This window comes from Halobacteriovorax sp. DA5, assembly GCF_002903145.1.
Lineage (GTDB): Bacteria > Bdellovibrionota > Bacteriovoracia > Bacteriovoracales > Bacteriovoracaceae > Halobacteriovorax_A.
Window position 1 is genome coordinate 173062 of the sequence record NZ_PPDJ01000003.1, and the last position, 18425, is coordinate 191486.

Consider the following 18425-nt stretch of genomic DNA (forward strand, 5'->3'; position numbering starts at 1 on the left):
AAGTGTTAATTATCCTTTAGCTGCAATAACTTCAATTTCAACAACAGCTCCCTTTGGAAGTGCTGGAACTTGAACGCAGCTTCTTGCTGGATATGGAGCTGTAAAATAAGCTTCATATGCAGCATTGACCTCACCAAAGTTAGCAAGGTCAGTAACGAAAATTGAAGTTTTAATAATGTGCTCACGAGTTAAGTTTTGTGACTCAAGTAGCCCATCAATATTCTTCATGATCTGATTTAGTTGAGGAACAAATCCTTCTTTTAGTTCACTAGTCGCTGGATCAATTCCGATTTGACCAGAAAAGAAGTATGTCCCGTTATATTCAACACCTTGTGAGTAAGTTCCTACTGCACTTGGCGCTTTATCAGTTGAAATAATATTCTTTTGAAATGTCATCTTTAACTCCTCTTAAATATCGTTTCTGTTAACTTTTTCTTCTAGAGCTCTTAATGCCGTTAGACGACAAGAATCTACGATCTCTTTAATAGAAGCAGTTCTTTGAATGATATTAACTGTCTTATTCATTGGTACAAGGATTGGTCCAATAGCAGATGCTTCTGTTAATTGAGCAAGAAGCTTGTACGAAATGTTTGCAGAGTTTAGTTCAGGGAAGATTAAAATATCTGCAGACTTATCAAGTTCACTGAAGTTGAAAAGATTTTTCATAATACCGTGGTTAACTGCAACGTCTGCTTGCATTTCACCTTCGATCTTTAGTTCTGGATATTTTTCTTTTGCCATTTTTGTAGCAAGTTTCATCTTCTTAGCATCCGGAAGCTTTGAGTCTCCAAAGTTAGAGTAGCTTAAGAAAGCAATTCTTGGATCTCTCTTCATTAGTGACTTGTAAAGCTCAGCAGTTGAGTTTGCAATCTCTACTAAATCTTCTGCAGTTGGGTCCGGTTGAACTGTTGTATCTGCTAGGAAAAGAACACGGTCTTTAAATACTAGGATGAAAACACCTGCCGCTTTTGTTCCTGGCTTTGATCCAATAACTTTTAGAATTGGAGAAAGACAGTCGCTATAGTTTAGAGATGGACCAGCGATAAATGTATCGGCAAGACCTTTTTTAACCATCATTGAACCGTAGAAGTTTTCTTGAATCATTAAGTCTTCAGCAGCATTAAGTGAAACACCTTCTCTTTGCTTAGCTTCACAGTATTCTTTGTAGAATTCTTTAAAGTTATCAGCTTTTCTTGGACGGATGATTTCAACTTTTCCATCTAAGAACTCTTCAAGACCAAGAGACTTAATTTTTGCTTTGATATCATCTGGGTGACCAAGAAGAATTGGCTCAATAGCATTTCCATCAAGAAGTGTTTTAACTACGTTAAGGATACGAGTATTAATACCTTCAGCAAATACCATTCTAACTTTTTCACCAGTGCGCTTAATATGAGCAGCTAGACGATCACGAACAGTTTTCATGAAAGCACCACTTGCCGAAAGACGGCTAGCTAGGTGTTCAGAGTACTCGTGAAGATCAGCAATCTCTCTTCTTGCAACACCTGTATCCATTGCAGCTTTAGCAACAGCTGGAGCAACTCTCGTAAGTACACGAGTATCAAAAGGCTTAGGGATAATATAATTTTTTCCGTATTTGAAATCTTCACCTTGGTAAGCAAGTTTAACTTCATCAGGAACATCTTCTTTTGCAAGTTCTGCAAGAGCGTAAACTGCTGCAAGTTTCATTTCTTCATTAATCTTACGAGCACGTACATCTAGTGCTCCTCTAAAGATTGAAGGGAAACCAAGAACGTTATTAACTTGGTTAGGGAAGTCAGAACGTCCTGTAGCCATAATTGCATCATCGCGAACTTCTTCAACTTCACTTGGAAGAATTTCTGGATCAGGGTTTGCCATTGCAAAGATGATTGGACTTTTTGCCATTGTTTTAACCATTTCTTTCGTTAAAACACCTTTTGCTGAACAACCAATGAAGACATCGGCATCAACCATTGCATCCCCTAGAGTTCTTGCATCAGTTTCATTTGCAAATTCTTCTTTGTATTCGTTCATTCCACTTTCACGGCCTTTATAAATTACACCGCGAGAGTCTGTCATAAGTAGGTTTTCTGGCTTAACACCAAGGTGAAAGAAAAGCTTAGCACATGCCATTGATGCAGCACCAGCTCCAGAGAATACTACTTTTACTTTATCAATTTTTTTCTTAGATAATTCTAGCGCGTTGATAAAACCAGCTGCTGCGATAATTGCAGTACCATGTTGATCATCGTGAAATACTGGAATATCCATTTTTTCGATTAGTTGTTTTTCAATTTCAAAACACTCTGGTGCTTTGATATCTTCAAGGTTAACACCACCAAAAGTAGGCTCAAGTGCCTTAACAACATTTACCATTCCTTCAACAGTTGATTCTTCAACTTCAATATCGAAAACATCGATATCAGCGAAACGCTTGAAAAGAATACCTTTACCTTCCATTACTGGCTTACCAGCAGCGGCACCGATATTTCCTAGACCAAGAACTGCTGTTCCGTTTGATACAACAGCAACTAGGTTTCCTTTTGCTGTGTACTTGTAAACATCATCAGGGTTCTTAGCAATTTCAAGACATGGATGAGCAACACCTGGAGAGTATGCTTTTGTTAAATCAGATGCTGTTAAACATGGTTTTGTTGCAACAACTTCGATTTTTCCAGGGCGACCCATTGAGTGGTAATTAAGTGCTTTTTCAATTTTTTGAGCGTCAGCGTTTGACTTATCCGTGACTTTTTTATTGTCAGTCATATGTAATCCTTTGAACTTAAAATCCTACGATATTAAGCACAAAGGATACACTTTTTGGCCCTTATCCGACTAGCTTTTTATCCCTAATTAGGTGATAAATGAGCAGAGTTAGACTAGTTGCAATAATACCAATATAAAGCTCATCAATATTAGAATAAAAGCCTGGCTTTGGTATATGACGCCACGTGCCCGTTGTTACGACACCTATCAAGCAAGCCGTTACAAACTGGTTATCACTAATTTGCTTAGGAAATAGGTAGCCATATATGACCGGCAGCAGTAGACATGATGCGGAAAAGGATCCCAAGGTCTTCCAAACAGATTTTATGTTACCTTGAAAGTATTCAGACATAATCACTGTTAAAACGGCAACAAAAATAACACCAAAGTGGTGAACCCAAACACGCCCCTTGTACTTCTTTGGAGCGAGGTCATAAGCTAGGTTTGTTCCAGCAATGAATAGATATGAATCAAGTGTTGATAATATTGTTGCAAGAATTCCTGCTAGCATAAATCCTTTTAATCCATCTGGAAGAATTTGAATTGCATAAGTTAGGTAAGCATGTGAGCTCTGTGCATCCGGAATGGCGGCTTTTGCATACATCGCTCCAAACGTCGTACAAATATCAAAACAGAACCAAATGACAGTAGAGATCAAGATTCCTTTTTTTGAAACTTCACCACTCGTGGCCGAAAAACATCGCTGATAAAAGTTTGGATCAACTAAAGTTGATAGAGCAATAAAACCCCAGACAAAAGTTGTCGCAAGTGAGTTCTTTCCAGTTAGTGACCAATAAGATTCAGGAAGATTTGCTTTTAGGTAAGGGAGTCCCCCAAATTCAAAAAATGAAAAACCAAGTACAAAAGCTACTGCAAGGCACATGACAAAGAACTGAATTAAGTCAGAGAAGACAACTGATCTCAATCCTCCCCACATCGAGTAGAGAACAACAAAACCAACCCCTAGGGAAGTGTTTAGTAATAGAGTTCCACCAAAGATTAGTTGAAGAAAAATCCCTAAACTTATTCCATAAGCAATTGGGAGTACATTAAAGAAATTAAAGATTGCTGTGAGCTTTGCAGAGCGTGGCCCAAACATCTTTCCAACTAAATCTGGTAAAGTAACAGCACGGTAAGGCTCAATTTTCTTGATTAGAAAAAATGCAAAAATAATATAGGCTACATACCAGAAAACACCCTGAGTGATGAAATTGTAGATACCTTGATTAAAGGCGATTTCAGTAACACCAAAAATTCCACCATACCAAGTTGCAACAAGTGTTGCGACAAAAAGTGGCAAAGTAAGTCTTCTTCCCATAATTAGTAAATCAAGGAAGGTCTCTTTTTCGGTGGATTTTTTCATGCGATATTGGCCGTAAATCACACTCGCTAATGTTAAACCTAAAATGGCAAAAAATATAAATAAGTCTAAAGATGATAGACTTTGAAATAAATCAATACTGCTCTTCATATAGTCTCCGATTATGAAGTATGATATAGTATAGAAATTATAAATCAACCTTCAGGAACTCTTGTTATGACAATAACTCAACTGGAATATGTATTAGCAGTCGATAAACACCGTCACTTCAGAAAAGCATCTGAAGAGTGTCATGTTTCTCAACCAACATTGAGTATGCAAATTCAAAAGTTAGAAGATAGCTTAGGATTTGTTATTTTTGATCGCTCTAAGAATCCTATTGTTCCAACGATTGAAGGTGAAACTTTTATTGCACAAGCAAGAGTTGTTAATAAAGAATTTAAAAAATTAAAAGATATTGCAAGTGATCCAATCGTAGGTATAGAAGGTGAATTCAAGCTTGGAGTTATTCCAACTCTCGCACCGTACCTCGTACCACTTTTTTTAAGTCGCTTTGTTAAAGAATTTCCAAAAGTCGACCTTATCATTGAAGAGAGAACAACTGAAGAGATCATCGAAAAACTTGATCGCGATGAATTGGATGCAGGACTTCTTGTCACTCCACTTCACAATAATCAGCTAATTGAAAGAGTGTTATTCTATGAACCACTCTATGGATTTATAGCAAAAGATCACGAGTTATTTCACAAGAGCCAGCTCGAATTCTCAGATCTCGACAAAGATGGCCTATGGCTTTTACAAGAAGGGCACTGTCTTCGTGGCCAGGTCCTAAATCTTTGTCAGAAAGTAAAAGGCTTTCAACACTTTGAAAGTGGTTCTCTTGAAACAATTAAGAACCTTGTGGCCAAAGATAGCGGTTATACAATCATTCCACACCTGGATATGTTAGATCTAACAGGGACTCGTAAGAAAATGATCCGCTCATTCACTCCACCTGTTCCAACTCGCGAAGTTTCAATAGTTTATGGTCGTATTTTCTACAAAGAGAAGGTTATTGATGCACTTGAAGGACTAATCCTAAAAGTTATTCCTAAAGAGCTAAAAAGCTATAAGAATGCAGATGTTTCAATAATTCCTATTGATTAGGTGACATTTTAGCACCGCTATTCTTTGTCATTTTTAATTCATTTCTTACATTTGCTTAACTTTAAGCATTATTGACCTATAAAAAAGACACCTAGGTTCTTAAATCATGTTTATTTTCTTATAAATTACTCAATCAACAAGTTCACAAAAGGACTTGAAGAATTCCATAAGGAAGATTGGAGGAGAGGGTAATGTCAGTAAGAAGTTCCATGTTTTTATTAGTAGTTGTTTCCACATTCTTAACAGTTTCATGTGGCCAAGGTGTTCCTGCTTCATCAAACGCAGATGTTTCGACAGGTTCAATCATCGTTGGTGATGTTAACTGGCAAGAAGTAATTGCTTTTGATGAATCATCAGAAGTTAGAAAGAATTCAAAAGCGGTAGCTGACATTCAATTTTCAAATACTGGCCGTTGTACTGGTTTCTTAATCTCAGACAATATTTTAATGACAAACCATCACTGCATCACTAGTGCTGCTGATGTTGTAGGAATGAAAGTTTTTATGAAACACGAAAAAGGTGTTTCAAAGTCTAACCAAGGTGAAATCAAATGTAGTGAATTTATCGGTAATGATGAGGAACTAGATTTTGCACTTGTTAAGTGTGAGGGAACTCCTGGACAGACATATGGTAAGGTTGAATTAGATACAACTGAGCCAGTAGAAGGTGATAGTGTTTATGTTATCCACCAAAATTGTGATTACTACACAGACTATGATTGTGACTGGACGAAGAAGGTTTCTGAAGGGAAAGTTGTTGGCCTAAGAGGAGATGTTCTATATGATGCGGATACATTGGGAGGATCTTCAGGTTCACCAGTATTTAGCGCAGACTCTGACAAGGTATATGCAATCCACCACGCTGGTTACGGCGGATGGGGAGGACGCGGAGTTTACAATGGTGCAGTATCAATGAGTCGAATTGTTCCTTTCATCTTAGAAAACTTCCCAAGTGTTTTAGCACAAGATCAAGATGATAGTGATTCTTCAGATACACCAAGCTCTGATAATAATACTGCTGAAACGGCAACAGAGTTAGGATCAAGTTTCTCTCAAAATGTTGAAATCGATAGCGAAGAAGATGTTGATTTTTACAAAGCAGAAATGAAGGCCGGTGAAGTATTAGACTTTAAAATCTTTTTCTCTCATAGTGAAGGTGATCTAGACTTTGAAGTTTTAAAGAAAATGGGATCAAGTTATAAAGTTGTATCTCGTAAAGAATCTTCAAGTGACAATGAAGCAGTAAGGCTAAAAGTTAACTCTTCAAATACTTACTATATCAAAGTTTACGGTTATAAAGGGGCCAAGGCTCAATACAAAGTAGAATTTAAAAAATAAATAATAAGGCCTCCAATCGGAGGCCTTTCTTATAGCTTCATTTTCAAAAAATCTAAAATACGATGTTCATACCAATAATATTTTTCAGAGGGAGATTTTATAAACCCTACGTGACCACCATTTTTTGGTACTTCGAGGTATAAATTACTTTTTCTTTGGGCCAATTCATATGGATAACTTTCTTCCGATAAGAATGGGTCATCATAGGCGTTAAGAATATAAAATGGGACACGAATTTTTTCCAAGTGACTAATTGGTGAAGCTTCTTCTCTATAGTGATTACCGTCACGATAGCCATAGATAGGCGCCGTAACATACTCATCAAAATCATCAATATGTTTAATACTTTTCACCTTATCTAGATCAACAGGAAGTTCCATAACCTTGGCCTTCTCGATCACTTTCTTTCTCATGGAATAAACAAAAACATGACGATAGATATGACGTGAAATTTCAGTTTTTAATTTCACTGAGCAACCATTTAAGTCCATTGGTGAAGAAAGAATAAAGCCGCGATAAATCTTATGATTAACAACCTCGGGGTGTCTTCCTAGATAATTTGCAGTAATTGCACCACCTAGACTAATTCCCATTAAAGAGACATGCTCATATTCGTCAGAAACATTATCGACGAGAAATTTTAAGTCGTGATAGTCTTGAGCATTGTAAAACTTTTTAGTTCGATTTAGTGCTCCACCGCACGAGCGCATATCCCAGGAAATGACATCATAACCTTGAGAATTGAATTTTTTCATCATGTCCACAATATAGCGGTCTCGACCATTTCCTTCTAAACCGTGGGAGATGATGATGAGATGTTTGTTTTCAAGTGGAGAATTTGTTGTTGATCTATAGTAGCGTAGAAAGTCTCCATCTGGAGTTGTCAGTGTTCGCTTCTCAAATTTATGTCTAGGGGTTCTTCTTATAAAGAATGGAATGATCGTTTGTAAGTGACCATTTTGTAGAGACTGATGACAAGTGTATCTTGATTCGATGACAGGCATTACGCTTCCTCCATCTCAATATTATAACGCAAAAAGTGGAAATAAAAAAAGGAGGTCAATGACCTCCTTTCTTATGAATTTATCTAAAAATTAGTTTAGAAAATTAATTAAAGTAGTTCTTTAGGAACACCTTTCGGAATAGCGCTTAGAAGCTTCTTCGTGTACTCATCTTGTGGGTTACGATAAACCTCGTGTGCTGGTCCGTACTCAACAATCTTACCTTTGTTCATAACACCGATTTCATCCGAGATGTACTTAACTACAGATAAGTCGTGTGAAATGAAGATATAAGTTAGACCTAGTTCATCTTGAAGATCTTGAAGTAGGTTAAGTACTTGCGCTTGAACCGATACATCTAGTGCAGATACTGACTCGTCACAGATGATAAACTCTGGCTTAAGAGATAGGGCACGTGCAATACAGATACGTTGACGTTGACCACCAGAGAACTCATGTGGGTAACGATTAAGGTGATCACCTCTAAGTCCTACTTTTTCAAGAAGATCAGCTGCTACAGCATATCTTTCTTTCTTTGATCCACCAATTCCGTGAATTACCATTGGTTCTGTTACGATATCACCAATAGTCATACGTGGGTTTAGAGAAGAGTATGGATCTTGGAAAATGATTTGCATTCTCTCACGCATCTCCCTCATTTCTTTTTTATTTAAATTAGTAACGTTAATTCCGTCATAAATAACTTCACCAGCAGTTGGCTCAAGTAGTCTTAGGATTGTACGACCAAGAGTTGTCTTACCACATCCAGATTCACCAACTAGACCAAGAGTACGACCTTTTCTAACTTGAATCGTTACATCGTCAACGGCCTTAAACCAGTCAACAGTACGACCAAAAATACCACCTTTAATAGGGAAGTGCTTGTTGAAGTTTTTAACTTCTAGAAGAACTGGATTATCTGTTTCGTTAATTGCTCTTGGTTTTTTCATTTCAAGGCTTGAAACATCAATATCTTCTTTTGCATTTAAGAAGTCATCTACAGTTAAAAGTCTAACTGGGTTTTCATCTAGACTTGGACGACAAGCTAGAAGTCCCTTTGTATATGGGTGTTGTGGATTTTCAAAAAGTGCTTTTGTTGTATTTTGCTCAACTAGGTCACCTCTAAACATAACCGCAACTTCATCAGCGATATCAGCAATTACTGCTAAATCGTGAGTGATGAATAGCATACTCATGTTGTGTCTTCTTTGAAGATCAAACATTAGTTCAAGAACTTGCTTTTGGATTGTAACGTCAAGAGCAGTTGTCGGCTCGTCACAAATTAGAAGTTCAGGCTCACATGCCATTGCCATCGCAATCATTACACGCTGCTTTTGACCACCTGACATTTGGTGTGGATATTTATCTACTGATTCTTTAGGAGAAGGAATACCTACTTCTTCATATAATTCGATTGTTCTCTTACGAGCTTCCTCTTTAGTCATTCCTTGGTGAAGCATAAGAACTTCATCAATTTGATTACCTGTTGTGAATACAGGGTTTAGAGAAGTCATTGGCTCTTGGAAGATCATTGCAATCTTATTACCACGAAGTTGTCTCATTCTTTCATTAGAAGCCTTAGTTAAGTCTTCACCATTAAAAAGAATTTCACCTTCACTGATTCTTCCAGGAGGGTTAGGAATAAGTCCCATAATTGCTAAAGATGTTACTGACTTACCTGAACCAGATTCACCAACAAGCCCAACAGTTTTTCCTCTTGGAATACTTAGGTTTAAGCTTTTTACGGCCTTAACTCTTTCATCTTCTGTTTGAAATTCAACTGTAAGGTTTTTAATTTCCAGCATATTCTCTGCCATAGCATCTCACTTTTTAAACAATATTGATCAATTCTTGATTATAATAAAATCTTTTTGAAATCTTAATAGTAACTTAAATTTGTACCACTAACGACACATTATTTCACGACTTAATTCATCAAAAAATCTCGACAATTTACATGATTTCAGTGACTTAGTATTCTACATACTTACGAATTTGCTCTGTAAGGCCTTGTTGCGTTGTGACAATCTGCTCGCTATAAGCTTTTAAATCATCATTATTTAGACTTTCTACTTGAAAAGGCTGACCGTAAGCGACGTAGATACGCCCAAAAGGTTTAGGAATTTTTGTTTTATCCCAGCTCTTACTGATGCAAAAGCGGCGAGTGGAAATAGATTGAATGCAAAGTACAGGTGTTTCACATTCATGACTTACAACGAGGATGCCTTTTTTTGGGACATAGCTTGGCCCGCGCGGTCCATCGACTGTAATAGCAGAATTAAGTCTGCTCTCATTTATTTGTTCGATCATTGATTGTAGTGCTTTTGCTCCTCCACGTGATGAACTTCCACGAGTTGGACTAAATCCTAATTTTGCAATTGTGTCTGCAGCTAGGCTTCCATCTTTTGATTGAGATGCCATTGTAATTAGTCCCGTATCAAGTTCTGTTAAAACTGAAGTCGGGTAATGCTCATGCCATACGGCCAGGGCGTAATTTCCATGATTTCCCATTTGTTTTGCCAGATCTAAGTTCTCAGGATTTAAAACAACAATTTTTGATGTGAACTTAACAAATCTTAGGTACCAAGAAACTAATGTAGGAACTAATTTTAATAATATAGACATTTAATCATTATCTCAAAATTAAGATTCTTCGTAAATTAAGCAATTTAAAAAAAATCGGTGTTTATAAATTAGTCAATAATCTCTCAAAAAGTACATATAATGGGCAATGATGAAGATCAGCTGACTAAATTTTTACCTACGAATTACCATCTTTTAACTTAATTAAGATGAGCGTCATCCATGAATCGACTATGATCAAATTAGAAAGAGTTCTCGACCAATTAGCTCGGGAGCTACTTGTTCTACGCTGACCATGAAGGAGGTGTTATGGCAGGTTTACGAGAAATCAAGAAACAGAGAACGAGAGAAATGATTCTAAAAAACTCAATGGAATTATTTACTCAAAAAGGGGTCGATGAAGTAGGAATGCGAGAATTGGCCCAAGTGTGTGGATTGGGGATTGGAACTTACTATAATTACTTTAAGTCGAAAGAGGATGTCATCTTCAGTCTATTTAGAGAAAATTTGAATTCTGCAATTACGAACAAGCCTTTCCGCGTTGAAGAGAATGAATCAAACGCTGATAATCTTGCAAATAATTACAAGGCGATTTTTCAAGAATTAATGATTCACAAAAATATCGCTGATGAATTTTTATCTCTTGCGTACAATACAAAGAATATGGCCGATAATGACTCAGTCGCCGCTAGGTTGACCCCACAGATTGTTGATCTTTATTGGGGATGGGTACAACCGTTGTTTAGAAGTGCTGGAATTATTATTCGCACAGAAGAGGAAGAAGGCTTTAGAAGAATGCTGTGGCATCACTTCTTATCTAGCTTTCATGCCTATACATCTTCATTTGGAGCTGAAGAGAGTATTGATTACATTCGCTTCACTTCTCGCCATCTATTAGGTGGCCTAAATTCAAATTAATAGTAAGGGAGTTACGGCTCCCTTTTTACTTTAATTAAGTCTCCTCGTTCTAGAAGCTCTCCGAAAAGTAGGATATGCCCTTTAAAAAAATAATCTCAATCATATTCTTTATCATTCTCTTACTGTCATGCCTTGATGAGGGAGTGGATTCTCCGCTAAGAGCTCCGGCAAGTATCTATCAGTATAAGGTTATCTCCTATACTTCTAGTGCAATTGAGTGTCGTGGCCATACCGATGAGAAGGATATTGAAGGAACACTCTTAGAGACAGTTCCTCTCGGTCCACAAGGTCAGGCACCTACAAATATTTGTGGAGAAGAGTTAGGCACTTTAAATAGTGATAAGATACGCCTTTACTAGACTTCAATGAACCAATTCTAAATTGGCACCCCTATTGCAACATAATATTTCAAATAAAAGAAATTGAACGGAGTTTCAGCCTTCTACTGACTTTATTGCTGAACAAACTTTGTACAACTGTTTAAGGAATATTATGCGAGACCTAATCTTTAAGAGTTTACTGACTACTTTATTAACAGGGGTGACTTTTGCTTATAGTGGGCAAATCCTAAAGCTTAATAAAGACAGCGTTCCAAAAGAATTTACAAAAACTCTTGAAGTATTTATCGCACAAGTTGATGAAAAGATTCCTACATCAGTAAGAGAAGCTATTGGTGAGAAAATTGAAATTACTTTCTCTGATTTTAAAGAGAATAAAAATATTAGAAGTTTTCCAAAGGATCGTTGTAACGAATCAGTTCCAGTAAAATACGGAAGTGTAAGCTACTTTGATCGCGATGAAATCAATATCTCTTCACTCTTTATAAAAGAGATTATTAACGGTGACGAGAGTGTTGAGCAGTTTAACTGTGGTCATAAGAATTATGTAAGAAAAGCACAAGCTACAATCTTGCATGAATTGGCCCACCTTTATGATCTTAAAAAAGTTAGAACAAAAGAACATAAGAAAAAAGCAAAAATTTGTCGTGATGAAAAAGAAGATCGTAATCATGTAAGTGATGAGTGTCGAGCAATTCTATCCCAAGATACCAATAGAAACTCTATTAGTGGCCTATTTTCATTTTACAAACTTGCAAACTGGAAAAAAGGATTCTTTTCTAAGAAAACGAAAAACTTATCGTCTAAAAGATCTGTCGACGCTTATGAATTTGAAAATTTAAAAGAGCATAACGCTGTAAATTTTGAATTTTTCCTAATGGATAAAGAGTACAAGTGTAGAAGACCGTCTTATTACAAATTCTATAGTGAGTTATTAAATCATATTCCGTTTCCTAATTACGATTGCAAGATCTTTTCTGAAATCGTTTTAGATGACTTAAAAGTTACTAGAGATATCGATCCAAGTCGTGTTTACCGAATCGATTATTTACTTGCTTCAAAAGGTGACTCAATGATCTCAGGATTTGGTCACTCAATGTATCGTATTGTTCTTTGTGCACCTTTTAGAAAGAAGGTTGATGAGAAGTGTTTAAAAGACAAGCTTTATCATGTTGTTCTTTCTTACCGTGCCAATGTTACAGATATCAAAAGTGACATGTTAAAAGGTGTTCTTGGTGGATACGACTCAGTTCTATTCATGCTTTCTTTCCCTGAGGTTATTAATGAGTATAACGGAGGAGAGTTAAGGGATCTTATTAGCCAACCAATCTATTTATCTGAAGAACAAAAAACAGACTTCATCAATAAAGTGTTAGAGGTTTATTGGGAATATGAAGGTGACTATAAGTTTATCACTAATAACTGTGCTTCAGAGTCTAATGAGCTTTTTCAATCAGCTCTACCAAATAATGAATTTGCCTATGAGAGAGTAATCCTTCCTTATTCTCTGCTAGATAAATTTACTGAAAGTGAATTCTCTAAAGAAGAGGATTTAGAAGATACACAAAAAGCCCAAAAGCAAGGAATGTTCTTCCCAAGTGATATTGAACTTTTAAAAGAAGTTAAAACATCTTTATTTGGAGTTGAAGAATCAGACTACACTGTTAGAAGACGTCGTGTAGGTGGTGGCCGTGATCATAAATACAAAGAAGTAAAAAGAGAAAAATTTATTAAAGATATTTTAGAGGAATTTGATGTTGATCGTCTGTTTTCTAAATTTGAAGAATTAAATGAACTTAGCGAAACAGTTGATGTGGAAAGAAAACTTAATGATCTTTCAATCCTAACAGGTGCAATCTTTAAAATTAAACAATCTTCAATTGATGAAGAGGTTGGGAACTTCCTGGATAAGAATATGGAAGAAGAAACACCGCTTGGTCTAAGAATTAAAGAGTGGAATGAAATGAGAAAGTCTAGCCGTGTAAAGGCCAATGACTCAAGCTACGGAATTCCATTAGTCTTAAGAGACTCTGACTTTGATAGACATAATGTGAAAAGCGCTGAGTTAGAGAAGATCGAAAATCAACTACTAGAAGACGTAAAAAGTAACTATGAAAAAGAAGTTCAAGATTTAGCACGATTACTAGATCTAATTAGAAATATTCGTGATCAAGCAAGAATTATTTCAATGAAAGCATATAAATAACAAACAAAAACAAAAAACAAAAAACAAAAAAAGAGGAGAAAACTATGAAAAAACTTACTGCAGCGACACTTATGACACTTATGGCACTTCAAGCAAATGCTATTGAGGTAAGAGATGCATCTCTTGGAGCATCTTCAAAGGTTTCTGAAGCTATTTATGATGCAGGAAAAAGTGCTACAGATAAAACGGTTGAAGTGGCTGACTTTACTGGTGAGCACCTAAAGGCATTTATTTCTAAGAACTTAGAGTCATCTTATAAAGCTTCTGAAAAACTAGCTAAAGAAATCGTAAAGCTATCTGAAGTATCTAAGCCAGCTTTTCGTTTTACAGCTGATGGCCTAGCAATGGTATTTGAAATCTCTGGTAAAGGGACAAAGCAAACTTTAAAAGTGTCTAAGAAAATCTATATCTTCCTTGAGCCAACTCTTGAAGCAACAGGTGAATTTTTAACTGAACTTCTAGAGCTTGCATTTGAAGGAACATCAGAAGCATCAGAGCTAATTACTGACATTAATGAATTCCTTTCAAGAGTTCTTGAGAAGCCAATTGATATCACTAAGATGACTCTTGAAGAGATCTTTGAGCTAATCGGAAAAGCAAGTGAAAAGTCTACTCAAGCATCAGAGTTCCTTTTAGGTGCAGAAAACTTTGAAAAAGGTATTGAGTACTCAGGAAAAGGAATTTCTTTAACTTCAAATGGTATTGGAGCTGCGTTCTATCTTGTATCACAGGCAACTACTGGAATTTCTCAACTATTTGACTTCAATAGAAAAGAAAGAGAGCAAATTGAGCAAATGGTAGAAAGAGGTGACGTTGAAGGTCTTGCTGGGCTACGTGATCTAATTAGACACAATATCAATGAAGAAATTGTAAACGGTGAGGATCTTAATAAGCTTCTTGATGATAATGCGATCGATACTTATATCAAGCTTAGACTAACAGTTCCTAATCTTGAGAATAAGCTAGAGGAAATCTACGGACGTCAAATTGTAAAATAATAACTTTTTTAAAAAGGATTAATAATGAAAAGAACAACTTCAGCTATTTTACTTACTCTATTATCACTTAATACAGTAGGTGCCGATATTAGAGATGCTGCATTTGATGCCTCTTCAAAGGTTTCAGAAGCAATCTATGATGCGGGCAAGAGTTCAACGAGACAAACGGTAAAAGTCGCAGACTTTACTCGAGAGAAGCTGGAAGCCTTAATTTCAAAAGGGCTGCAATCTTCGTACCGTGCTTCAGAAAAAGTAGCTGAAGAAATTATTAATCTTTCAGAATTTTCTAAGCCAGCATTCCGTCTAACTGCAGACGGAATTGCTATGGTTTTTGAAGTATCTGGTAAAGCGACTAAGTCTTCAATTGAGGTAACAAGAAAGATCTATGTTTATTTAGAGCCAAGTTCTGATAAAACTGAAGAATTCTTAACTAAGATCATTGATCTTGCATTTGAGGGAACATCAGAAGCATCTGAATTGTTAACTGATATTAATGAGTTCTTATCAAGAGTTCTGGAAAAACCTCTTGATATTTCAACGATGGCAACTGAAGAAATTGCAGATCTTCTTTCAAAGGCCACAAGAATGACTCATCTTGAAAAATTAATTGAGTTAGCTCTAGATGGAACAACTAAAGGTAGTGAGTTATTGACAGATATTAATGATTTTCTATCCAGAGTTCTAGAGAAGCCTATCGATATTTCTGTTATGACTTTAGAAGAAGTATTTAAGCTAATTGAGAAGGCAAGTGTTGAGTCGTCAAAGTTAACTGAACTTCTAATTGGCGCTGATAATCTTGAGAAAGGTACTGAGTACACAGGAAAGGGAATCACTTTAACATCAGAGGGTGTTGGAGCTGCATTCTATCTTGTTTCTCAAGCAACAACTGGAATCTCTCATCTTTTTGACTTTAATAGAAAAGAGAGAGCTCAAGTTGAAGCGATGATGGAGAGAGGTGATATTGAAGGGATTGAGGGATTACGAGATCTAATTCGCTACAATATCAATCAACAGTTAGAAAATGGAGAGGACTTAAACCGTCTTTTAAATGATAACTTAATAGATACTTATATTAAGATGAAATTAACAGTACCAGAGCTAGATCAAAAGCTAGAGTCATTATACGGATTAAAATAAGAAAAAAGCCTAGGATTTCCTAGGCTTTTTTATAGTTTAAATTCTCTGTGAAAGTATTTGAAAGTTAGTCCATCGTATTGATTGAAACAACCATAGACCTTGCCATCTACAATAGCAGGAGTCGATGCTAGATCATCTCCAGCAAAGTCATAAAGCCTTCTTTTTGGCCACAGTGACTTTATCTTATTAAGTTCACTTATTTCATAAAAGTAGAGGTTTTGAATATTTTTTGAAATTAAAAAACCATTATGGATAACTGCTTTAGGCATATGAAGAGCTTCTCTGTTTTGACGAATTGAAAGAACATTATCTTGATTCATATTTTCGTCTAGAATAACAAGACCCTCAAAAGCTCTCTTCTTTGTCGAAAAGTTATAAGTCACATTATCAAGCATAACAAAGATTCGTTTGCCGTCATTATCAATACCTGTCGCAGTCGAAACTTGGCTCGAATCGTGGGGTAGGTCGAAGTTGTGAGCTGATTCTACATTATATGAAGATAGGTCGATCTTCATTAGTCCAAGTGAGCCATGAGCGATAAAAAGTTTATCATTCATTATTGTCATATCTTGTGCTGATTGATGTTTTTGTATAATTGGTAAGTGGGTTGAAGGGAAGCTTGTTACAAATTCGTAATTATTGAGATTATGTACAAATACATAATCTGGTGTCAGGATATAGAGCTTACCTTTATATTCTTTTACTGAACGTATTTCATACTTTGAAAAAATCAATCTAATTTGTTCTTCTTCAAATTTATAGAGAAATGGCCCTTTGAAAATGTAATAATTTGATCCTGATTTATAGTGGCCAGTATCACCTTTTTTAGATGCACAGAATGAATCAAGATTTCCCTCCGATGCAAATGCAATCAAAGATATAATTACGACTAGTAGTACTTGTTTCATCTTTTCCCCTAAATTTATTTAATATAATAATTATCGAGTTGTATTTCTTGTTCGTCAAAAAAACCTGACAAATCTTGATGAAGCGTGTTAGAAAGTCTCATGCTAGATAGAATCTTCATTGAAATTTCAAATATTTGCAACTTGCAGTGCACGTTCTGTCCTGTTGTAGAAAGAGATAAGAAGGTCATGACGCCAGAAGATTTTGAAAAAGTCTTAATCCAGGCAAAGCCTCTTGCAAAACAAGTGTGTCTGCATCTAATGGGAGAGCCACTGGCACATCCTAACTTCGTGAAGATTATGGAGATATGTGAGCGTAATGAGGTCCCAGTTCAAATTACAACTAATGGGGTGGTCATTGCATCTCGAAAAGAAATTCTTCTTAAAAGCAAAGTTTTAAGACAGATTAATTTTTCGATTCAAAGTTATAAAGACAATTTTCCAAATCGCGACTTCAATACTTACCTAAGACCAATTTTAGATTTTTCAAAAGAGTTAAATGAAACTTCACCTGAAACATATGTAAATTATCGTCTTTGGAATCTAGGCCGTAATGAACAAATTATGAAAGAAAATGAAGAGGTGTTTCAGACTCTAGAGAGATTCTACGATATTGAAATTAATCGTCGTACTCAAGTTGAGTCGATTAAGAGTAAAAGAATTTGGAATAAGGTTTATCTTCACTTTGACTCACATTTTGATTGGCCTGATTGGAATCTTCCAAACCAAGGAACACAAGGGCGCTGTCATGCCCTAAAAACACATATTGGAATTCATGCCGATGGAACTGTTGTTCCTTGCTGTCTGGATAAAGAAAGTCAAATTCCATTAGGAAATGCAATTGATCAAGACTTAAAAGCAATCCTTAGCTCTCCACGAGCAGTCGCAATGAGGCAGGGGTTTGATAATAATAAGCGTGTTGAAGAGTTCTGTCAGCACTGTACATATATCAATCGATTTCAAAAATAATTAATTAATAATACTTTTCAATTTTTGTAAGTTAGAAACCATCGCTTTACGGTTTTTAATTGGAAAGTTCTTTAGTTTAAGAGAGATCTTTTCTTGAACTTCACTCCACACATCACTGTAAAGTTGTTGGCCCTTAGGGCTTAAGCTTAGAATCGTTTGTCTGGCATCTTCACTAGACTTACTTTTTATTACGAGTTCTTCATCCACTAAAATATTAATAGTTTTAGTCATTGCAGGCTGGCTTATTCCGTGGTGATCAGCTAGTTCTCCAACTGTACTTAGCCCTCGGCCAATATTGGAGAGGGCCCTAAATTGAGGATAGGAAATATGTGGGGATGCCGCTTCTCTGAGTTCACTTCTAATAGAGCGAATAATAAATGGCATGACATCTAAAAGTATTCTTGAAAATTCTAAGTCTTTCACGTCTTTAGTATAAACCAAGGATGTACCGATCGTAAATTAATGCAGCAGCTGGAGAGCTGCTGCGGAAGGTTTTTTAATTATTGCTCAACTTCCAGATCAGAATCGTCTGAAAGCTCAGTATCTAAAGTAGTATCTGTAGTAGCTGAAGCATCTACACAATCACCAGTTGCTGCACAATCTGTTGCTGGCGCTGATTCTTCAATAACTGCTGCTTCATCTGAAGCAACTGAATCTGACCAATCTTCATTTGCGTAAGAAACAAAAGCTGATGATAGTAGAACTAGAAGTAGTAATTTTTTCATAATTAATCCTCATATGGTTTTAGTTATATAACTTGGTTATATATATTTGTTATATATTATTCCTTTCCAAAATTCCGTACAATAAAAAAATAC

The 18425-nt window shown here is 36.1% G+C and carries 17 protein-coding genes; 8 read left to right on the plus strand and 9 right to left on the minus strand.

The window, feature by feature from the left end; genetic code table 11:
• Positions 1 to 9: 9 nt before the first annotated feature.
• The 3 genes from C0Z22_RS07445 to C0Z22_RS07455 form a co-directional block, all read right to left on the minus strand.
• A complete protein-coding gene (locus tag C0Z22_RS07445; RefSeq protein ID WP_103217735.1) occupies positions 10 to 396 on the minus strand; it encodes a Rid family detoxifying hydrolase in 387 nt (128 codons plus the stop codon).
• Positions 397 to 408: 12 nt separating this feature from the next.
• Entirely contained in the window at positions 409 to 2748 is a 2340-nt protein-coding gene (locus C0Z22_RS07450) for an NADP-dependent malic enzyme (RefSeq protein ID WP_103217736.1), read from the minus strand.
• Positions 2749 to 2809: 61 nt separating this feature from the next.
• Positions 2810 to 4219, minus strand: coding sequence for a sodium:solute symporter (locus C0Z22_RS07455; RefSeq protein WP_103217737.1), 1410 nt, complete (start codon positions 4217 to 4219; stop codon positions 2810 to 2812).
• 66 nt (positions 4220 to 4285) lie between these two features.
• Between C0Z22_RS07455 and C0Z22_RS07460 the strand changes: the two genes are divergently transcribed.
• Both C0Z22_RS07460 and C0Z22_RS07465 read left to right on the plus strand, forming a co-directional pair.
• The gene (locus tag C0Z22_RS07460; protein ID WP_103217738.1) at positions 4286 to 5215 is read left to right on the plus strand and encodes a LysR substrate-binding domain-containing protein; all 930 of its coding nucleotides are present in this window, start codon (positions 4286 to 4288) and stop codon (positions 5213 to 5215) included.
• Positions 5216 to 5406: 191 nt separating this feature from the next.
• The gene (locus C0Z22_RS07465; protein ID WP_103217739.1) at positions 5407 to 6552 is read left to right on the plus strand and encodes a serine protease; all 1146 of its coding nucleotides are present in this window, start codon (positions 5407 to 5409) and stop codon (positions 6550 to 6552) included.
• Between the two features lie 29 nt (positions 6553 to 6581).
• On the opposite strand, the gene C0Z22_RS07470 is transcribed toward C0Z22_RS07465, so the two are convergent.
• The 3 genes from C0Z22_RS07470 to C0Z22_RS07480 all read right to left on the minus strand — a co-directional run bounded on the left by C0Z22_RS07470 (position 6582) and on the right by C0Z22_RS07480 (position 10178).
• Positions 6582 to 7556 (minus strand): YheT family hydrolase, encoded by a 975-nt coding sequence (locus tag C0Z22_RS07470; RefSeq protein ID WP_103217740.1) that lies wholly within the window; start codon positions 7554 to 7556, stop codon positions 6582 to 6584.
• Positions 7557 to 7663: 107 nt separating this feature from the next.
• Entirely contained in the window at positions 7664 to 9370 is a 1707-nt protein-coding gene (locus tag C0Z22_RS16340; protein WP_103217741.1) for an ABC transporter ATP-binding protein, read from the minus strand.
• Between the two features lie 154 nt (positions 9371 to 9524).
• Complete coding sequence (locus C0Z22_RS07480; RefSeq protein ID WP_103217742.1) at positions 9525 to 10178, minus strand: lysophospholipid acyltransferase family protein; 654 nt, start codon at positions 10176 to 10178, stop codon at positions 9525 to 9527.
• A 267-nt stretch (positions 10179 to 10445) separates the two neighbouring features.
• On the opposite strand from C0Z22_RS07480, the gene C0Z22_RS07485 reads away from it, so the two are divergent.
• The 5 genes from C0Z22_RS07485 to C0Z22_RS07505 all read left to right on the plus strand — a co-directional run bounded on the left by C0Z22_RS07485 (position 10446) and on the right by C0Z22_RS07505 (position 15733).
• On the plus strand, positions 10446 to 11054 hold the full coding sequence (locus C0Z22_RS07485) for a TetR/AcrR family transcriptional regulator (protein ID WP_103217743.1): 609 nt from the start codon (positions 10446 to 10448) through the stop codon (positions 11052 to 11054).
• A 74-nt stretch (positions 11055 to 11128) separates the two neighbouring features.
• A complete protein-coding gene (locus C0Z22_RS07490) occupies positions 11129 to 11413 on the plus strand; it encodes a hypothetical protein (RefSeq protein ID WP_146037833.1) in 285 nt (94 codons plus the stop codon).
• Between the two features lie 133 nt (positions 11414 to 11546).
• On the plus strand, positions 11547 to 13598 hold the full coding sequence (locus C0Z22_RS07495) for a DUF4105 domain-containing protein (protein ID WP_103217745.1): 2052 nt from the start codon (positions 11547 to 11549) through the stop codon (positions 13596 to 13598).
• Between the two features lie 44 nt (positions 13599 to 13642).
• The gene (locus C0Z22_RS07500) at positions 13643 to 14596 is read left to right on the plus strand and encodes a hypothetical protein (RefSeq protein ID WP_103217746.1); all 954 of its coding nucleotides are present in this window, start codon (positions 13643 to 13645) and stop codon (positions 14594 to 14596) included.
• Between the two features lie 24 nt (positions 14597 to 14620).
• Complete coding sequence (locus C0Z22_RS07505) at positions 14621 to 15733, plus strand: hypothetical protein (protein ID WP_103217747.1); 1113 nt, start codon at positions 14621 to 14623, stop codon at positions 15731 to 15733.
• Between the two features lie 29 nt (positions 15734 to 15762).
• On the opposite strand, the gene C0Z22_RS07510 is transcribed toward C0Z22_RS07505, so the two are convergent.
• Positions 15763 to 16641: a hypothetical protein gene (locus C0Z22_RS07510; RefSeq protein WP_103217748.1), complete on the minus strand. Its 879-nt coding sequence runs from the start codon at positions 16639 to 16641 to the stop codon at positions 15763 to 15765.
• A 99-nt stretch (positions 16642 to 16740) separates the two neighbouring features.
• On the opposite strand from C0Z22_RS07510, the gene C0Z22_RS07515 reads away from it, so the two are divergent.
• Positions 16741 to 17607: a radical SAM/SPASM domain-containing protein gene (locus C0Z22_RS07515; protein ID WP_103217749.1), complete on the plus strand. Its 867-nt coding sequence runs from the start codon at positions 16741 to 16743 to the stop codon at positions 17605 to 17607.
• Here the strand turns inward: C0Z22_RS07515 and C0Z22_RS07520 are convergent, their stop codons facing one another.
• Positions 17608 to 18030: a MarR family winged helix-turn-helix transcriptional regulator gene (locus C0Z22_RS07520; protein ID WP_146037834.1), complete on the minus strand. Its 423-nt coding sequence runs from the start codon at positions 18028 to 18030 to the stop codon at positions 17608 to 17610.
• 77 nt (positions 18031 to 18107) lie between these two features.
• Positions 18108 to 18332: a hypothetical protein gene (locus tag C0Z22_RS07525; RefSeq protein WP_103217751.1), complete on the minus strand. Its 225-nt coding sequence runs from the start codon at positions 18330 to 18332 to the stop codon at positions 18108 to 18110.
• Between the last annotated feature and the right edge of the window lie 93 nt (positions 18333 to 18425).